We start from the raw sequence: 5833 nt of genomic DNA, 5'->3' as shown, positions 1-5833 counted from the left end.
TTTCGAGCCCGCCCCCGCCCACGGTCACGAATCCTCGCCCGCGCCGTGACCCTCGCCCTCCTCGCCGCCTCGGCCGCCGTCATGCCGCCGCACGCCCACCCGGCGCAGGCGGCCATCGGCGGGATCACCTGGCAGGACGAGTTCAACGCACCGGCCGGCACGCCCGTCGACCAGAGCAGGTGGCGGTTCGACATCGGCGGTGGCGGCTGGGGCAACAACGAGCAGCAGTACTACACCAACAGCACCAGCAACGCGGTGCACGACGGCCAGGGCAACCTGGTCATCACCGCCCGCAAGGAGAACCCGGCCAACTACCAGTGCCACTACGGCCGCTGCCAGTACACCTCCGCCCGGCTGCTCACGGCCGCCACCTTCACCCAGGCGTACGGCCGGTTCGAGGCCCGGATCAAGATCGCGCGGGGTCAGGGCATCTGGCCGGCGTTCTGGATGCTCGGCAACGACATCGGCAGCGTCCAGTGGCCGAACTCCGGCGAGATCGACATCATGGAGAACGTCGGCAAGGAGCCGAACACCGTCTACGGCACCGTGCACGGCCCCGGCTACTCCGGCTCGGGCGGCATCAGCGGCAGTCGTACCCTCGGCCAGCCCCTCGCCGACGGCTTCCACAGCTACCGGGTGGACTGGGAGCCCAACTCCATCATCTGGTACCTGGACGGCGTCGAGTACCACCGCGTCGATCCCGCCCGGCTCGGCGGCAACCGCTGGGTGTTCGACCACCCCTTCTTCCTGATCCTGAACGTGGCCGTCGGCGGCTACTGGCCGGGATACCCCGACGCCTCCACCCAGTTCCCCCAGCAGATGCTCGTCGACTACGTCCGGGTCTCCGGCTACACCCCGGATGACGGCAACCCGCCGTCCGGCACCACCCGGATCAAGGGAGCGCAGAGCGGCCGCTGCATCGACATCCCCGGAGCCAACCCGGTCGACGGCGCGAAGCTGCAGATCTGGGACTGCAACACCACCGCCGCGCAGGCCTGGACGTTCGCCTCCGATGGCACGGTGCGCGCCATGGGCAAGTGCATGGACCCCGCCTGGGCCGGCACCGCCAACGGCACCGAGGTCAACCTCGTCAGCTGCAACGGCAACCCGGCACAGCGCTTCACCCTCACCGGCTCCGGCGACCTGGTCAACCCCAGTTCCAACCGATGCGTGGACGTGCGGGACTGGAACCCGAACAACGGCGGCAAGCTCCAGCTGTGGGACTGCACCGGCGGGGCAAACCAGAAGTGGTCCCGCGCCTGAGGCGCAACCATCGCTCCGGCGCCCCGGGCCGCTGAGGGAACCGCAGGCAGCGTCCGTGACGGGGCGGACCGAGTCGTGCGGGCCGACGGCGGATGCCGCCGGCCCGCCGGCAAGGAGCCGGGCTGACCGGGCAGCCGCGCGCCGCGGCGACCGGGAGTGGACCTTGTCGGGGGCCGCGCCCCGGTCAGATGAACAGGCAGAACGGGTGGCCGGCCGGGTCGAGGTGCACCCGCACGTCGTCCTGCGGCTGGAAGTCCGCCACGGTGGCGCCGGCGGCCACCGCGTGGGCCGACGCCGCTTCCAGGTCGTCGACCTCGATGTCGAGGTGGGCCATCATCTGCGGCTCCTGCGGACCCGCCGGCCACACCGGCCGCACGTACGCCGGCTCGGTCTGGAAGGACAGGCCCGCACCGCCGTCCGGCGGGCGCAGCGTGACCCAGTCCGGCTCGTCGTGGTGTCGCGCCCACCCGAGCAGGCGTTCGTAGAACCCGGCGAGCTGCTGGGCGTCGGGCGAGTCCAGCACGGTGGCGGCGACGGTCAGCCGCGGTCGATCGGCCATACCACCGTTCGTACCCGCATCCTCCCCTCCGACGGCTATTGACATAAAACATAGACCAAGTTGAAAGTATGAGAGAGCGCTCTCTCCGGTCGGAAAGGCAACCGCACTCCGACCGCTCCCGCCACCGCGTCCCGCACCAACACCACCACCGTCGGGCCGCGAGGGCACCCGTCCCTACCCCGAAGGAGCACCCCTTGAGCAGCAGACGCTCGCTGGGCAGAAGAGTGGCCGCAACCTTCTGCGGACTGGCGATGCTCGTCCTGGCCGTCCCCGTGGCCCTTGCCGCGACCCAGGACTCCGCAGACGCCATCGGCCCCGACCTGCTACCCGTCACGGTCACCAACAACTCCGGCCGCGGCGAGGCGGTCTACCTCTACATCCTCGGCACCGACATCCGCCCCGGCGGCGGCCTCGGCTACGTCAACGCCGCCGGCGCGTTCACCCGCTGGCCGGCCGGGGGCAATCCGCCGACGCCCGCGCCCGACGTCGCGATCGCCGGCCCGGGCAACGGCGGCAGTGTCACCGTCCGCTTCCCGCGTTTCCTCTCCGGACGCATGTATTTCTCGTTCGGCCAGAAGCTCGACCTGCGGCTCACCCCCGACGGCCTGGTGCAGCCTGCGCCGTGGGCCGGCGGCGACCCGAACCGGAACATCCTGTTCGACTGGTCGGAGTTCACCTACAACGACGCGGGCCTGTGGCTGAACAGCTCGCAGGTGGACCAGTTCGCGGTCCCACACGCCGTCTCCGTCACGCACAGCAACGGCAGCACGACCAAGACCGGCGAGCTGCTCAACGACGGCCGGAACACCGTCATCAACGCGGTCAAGGCCCAGCCGGCGTTCGCCCGGTCGGTCGTCACCCGCGCCGACGGGACCGTGCTGCGGGTCCTCGCCCCCGGCAAGGCGATGGACGCCGGGCTGATGGACCCCGGCTACCTGGACTCGTACATCACCTCGGCGTGGAACGCGTACACGAGCCGTACCCTCACCGTCGTGCCGCGCGTCGCCGAGCCGAACCGCAGGTTCTTCGGCCGCACCGTGGGCACCAACATGGTCTTCACCGACTCGACCGGCGCGCAGGTCGCCACCGTCGCCAAGCCCACGACCAGCAACGTGTGGGGCTGTGACGGCGTCTTCAACGCACCGAACACGCCGCCGTTCATCGAGCCGGAGATCAAGCGCACCCTGTGCACGGCGCTGAACCGCGGCACCCTCGGCACGTTCGACGTCGAGCCCAACCTCGACGCCAACACCTTCTACAAGAACAGCGCCCCCAACCACTACTCGCGCATCATCCACGCCAACATGGCCGACGGAAAGGCGTACGGCTTCGCCTACGACGACGTCGGCGGCTTCGAGTCCCTCGTGCACAGCGGCGACCCCCGGTCGGCCGCCATCACCCTGACCCCCTTCGGCCCGGGTGGCCCCACCGGACCGCCGCCGGCGACCGGCAGCATGATCGTCAGCAACTGGCACAACAAATGCATCGACGTGCCGAACTGGAAGTTCAACGACGGTCAGCGGCTCATCGTGTGGGACTGCCACGGGGGCACCAACCAGCGCTGGGACTTCGTCAACGGGACCCTGCGTACGCAGAACAACAAGTGCATGGACGTGGCCTGGGGCTCCACCGCGAACGGCGCGGCCATCCAGATCGTCACCTGCTCCGGCAACCCGGCTCAGCAGTTCGTGCTGACCGCGGCCGGCGACCTGGTCAATCCACAGGCGAACAAGTGCGTGGACATCGCCGACTGGAACCCGAACAACGACGCGGTGCTGCAGCTGTGGGAGTGCACCGGCGGCGCCAACCAGAAATGGCACCGCGGCTAGCCGCACCGCGGTCAGGGGCCATCTCGCGCCTTCCGGGACGGCCCCTCCGAGGCCCTTCCTTAAACTTCGGCCAGGACGCCCAGCTGTTCGTCCTGGACAGCGACCCGGCCAACTCGGCCACCTGGATCCGCCCCCGGTCGAGCGCCGTGGCCGCGGCCACGGGCGGCGGCGCTGGCGCCACCGAGACGATCACCTTCACCCCTGTCCGGAGCGCCTGGTACGGCATCGTCGTGATCAACAAGGCGGGCTCCGGTAACTACACCCTCACCCGGTCCTGACCGTCGGGAAGAAACCGGGACGACCGGTCCGGGGGCGCCGACCACGGCGCTCCCGGACCACCGTCCGTACCAGGCCAGGGTCCGTTCCGGCCCGGACGGAACCGGCGGCACCGTTGGGGCGTCCGACCGGCGTAACCGCTACGCAGGAGGCGACCGATGCACCGAGGCAGAGTGCTGGCCCTGCTCACCATGCCGGCCCTGCTCGCCGGAGCGGCGCCGATCGCCGGTTGCGCCGGGCGGGACGAGGCGGAAGGGGAGCCGCCAACCGGTGCGGAGGCCCTGGTGCTGCGGCTGAGCGAGTTGCCCGGCCTGTTGCCACCCGGAGGCGCGGCAGCCCTACCGCCCCGCTTCTCCCTGTTCGGGGACGGCCGGCTGATCAGCGTCCCGGCCGGGTCCCCCACTGGTTGGCCGCACCTGCGCGCGGACCAGGTCCCGCCGGACGGCGTACGCGATCTGCTCCACGACGCCGCCGCGCTGCCGGAACAGGCGGCGGCCGATGGCCCTGACGCGCCGGTCGTCCGGGTCGTCGTCGGCTCAACCCGAGGGCGGCGCACCGTCACCCTCCCCCGGACCGACCCGGCGGCCGCGCGGCTCCGGGCGGCGCTTGCCGGGTACGGCGCCGGCCCGGCGGTGCCGTACCAGCCGACGGCCGTCGCGATCGTCGCCACGCCGGCCGATCCCCCCGAGCCAGCCCGGCCCTGGCCGTTGCCGGCGCTGACCGGCGAACCGCTGCGGGGCACGGCGGCCGGTTCCACCTGCCTCGTGCTGCGCGGCGCCGACCTCGAACGGGTCCACCGGGAGGCGGCCACCGCCGGTGCCGGCACGCGCTGGAGCAGCGCCGGTCGGGTGTGGCAGGTGGCTCCACGCCCGCTGCTGCCCGACGAGACCGGCTGCGCGGACCTGTAGTCGCCAGCAAGGCACTCGCCATTCCGGCGAACAATCGGACACGTTCGATCGAGGACGTCGCTGTGCGGGCGGTCACCCGACCACCCGGCGGAACGCGGCGTGGACGGCACGTCCCTGCAAGGGTGCATCACTGTTGGCTGATTGGCTAAGCGATCCTATGTGCTACGTTGTCGGTCGTGTCCTTGCTGCGTCTGGGTCCGGCTCCGGAGTACGTCGGTGTTCATCCTGTGACCCTGCGCCGGTGGGCGGATGAGGGACGCGTGGCGGTGACGTGGGTCGGTCGGGAGCGTCGTTTCGACTCTTCCCTGCTCGACGTGTTTGTCGGACGCATTGAGGCGGTACGGCCGCGCCGTGAGGCGTTGTATGTACGGGTGTCTGGTTCGACTGGCCAGGAGTCGTCGCTGGTGGCCCAGGAGGCAGAGTTGCGGGCTACGGCTGCCAGCGAGGTGGTGGCCGTGTTCAAGGACCGGGCGTCTGGGTTGCGGGAGAACCGGCCGGGACTTGCCCGGCTGCTGAAGGCAGCGGCGGCGGGCGAGTTTACGGTGGTGAGAGTGACGCACAGCGATCGGCTGGCCCGGTTCGGCGGCGCGTGGTTGACCGCTCTGCTTGCCCGTGATGGGGTGAGCGTCGAGGTGTTGCATGCGAAGGGTTCGGCCGGTGGGGTCGAGGAACTCTTGGATGATTTCATGTCCCTGGTGGCCACGTTCGCGGGCCGAATGTATGGGATCCGGTCTCGTGAGGCCAGGCGTCGGCTGCTGGCAGCCGCGGGTGGGGACGTTGGGTAGTGACGGGTTCCGTGCTGACGTCGACCGCGACGTGCACTGCGTACCGGGCGGTGTGTGGCGGTAAGCCCGACGCGCCCGGTGTGCAGGGGCCGGTGGTTGGGCGGATATTGGCCGAACGGGTGGGGTGGCTGGCGGACCTGGTTCGGGGCATGGCCGACGAGGTGATCGCTGCGCATTGGTCGGATGGGGACCTTGCGGTTCTTGCGGGTGGGG

The 5833-nt window shown here is 70.8% G+C and carries 7 protein-coding genes; 6 read left to right on the top strand and 1 reads right to left on the bottom strand.

Going from position 1 to position 5833, the window contains the following annotated elements; all coding sequences use genetic code 11:
- The first annotated feature begins 30 nt into the window (after positions 1-30).
- Positions 31-1263, top strand: a complete 1233-nt coding sequence (locus tag DKT69_RS04020) for a family 16 glycosylhydrolase (RefSeq protein ID WP_438361800.1) — start codon at positions 31-33, stop codon at positions 1261-1263.
- A 184-nt stretch (positions 1264-1447) separates the two neighbouring features.
- Here the strand turns inward: DKT69_RS04020 and DKT69_RS04015 are convergent, their stop codons facing one another.
- Positions 1448-1822 carry a VOC family protein gene (locus DKT69_RS04015; protein ID WP_109800247.1) on the bottom strand — a complete coding sequence of 125 codons (375 nt, stop codon included), beginning with the start codon at positions 1820-1822 and terminating at the stop codon, positions 1448-1450.
- A 251-nt stretch (positions 1823-2073) separates the two neighbouring features.
- On the opposite strand from DKT69_RS04015, the gene DKT69_RS04010 reads away from it, so the two are divergent.
- From DKT69_RS04010 to DKT69_RS39470, 5 genes are all read left to right on the top strand, one after another.
- On the top strand, positions 2074-3651 hold the full coding sequence (locus DKT69_RS04010) for a beta-1,3-glucanase family protein (RefSeq protein ID WP_109800246.1): 1578 nt from the start codon (positions 2074-2076) through the stop codon (positions 3649-3651).
- 146 nt (positions 3652-3797) lie between these two features.
- Positions 3798-3929 carry a hypothetical protein gene (locus DKT69_RS40545; RefSeq protein WP_255420177.1) on the top strand — a complete coding sequence of 44 codons (132 nt, stop codon included), beginning with the start codon at positions 3798-3800 and terminating at the stop codon, positions 3927-3929.
- A gap of 156 nt (positions 3930-4085) precedes the next feature.
- Positions 4086-4835, top strand: a complete 750-nt coding sequence (locus DKT69_RS04005; RefSeq protein WP_146230980.1) for a hypothetical protein — start codon at positions 4086-4088, stop codon at positions 4833-4835.
- 176 nt (positions 4836-5011) lie between these two features.
- Positions 5012-5620 (top strand): IS607 family transposase, encoded by a 609-nt coding sequence (locus DKT69_RS04000; protein WP_201749474.1) that lies wholly within the window; start codon positions 5012-5014, stop codon positions 5618-5620.
- Positions 5621-5631: 11 nt separating this feature from the next.
- Positions 5632-5833: hypothetical protein (locus DKT69_RS39470; protein WP_236647323.1), on the top strand; the 202-nt coding region annotated here is incomplete at its 3' end.

It is taken from the genome of Micromonospora sicca, assembly GCF_003172935.1.
GTDB classification, from domain to species: Bacteria; Actinomycetota; Actinomycetes; order Mycobacteriales; family Micromonosporaceae; genus Micromonospora; species Micromonospora sicca.
Note: the sequence above shows the minus strand (reverse complement) of the source record. Positions and strands in the feature narration are given on the sequence as shown.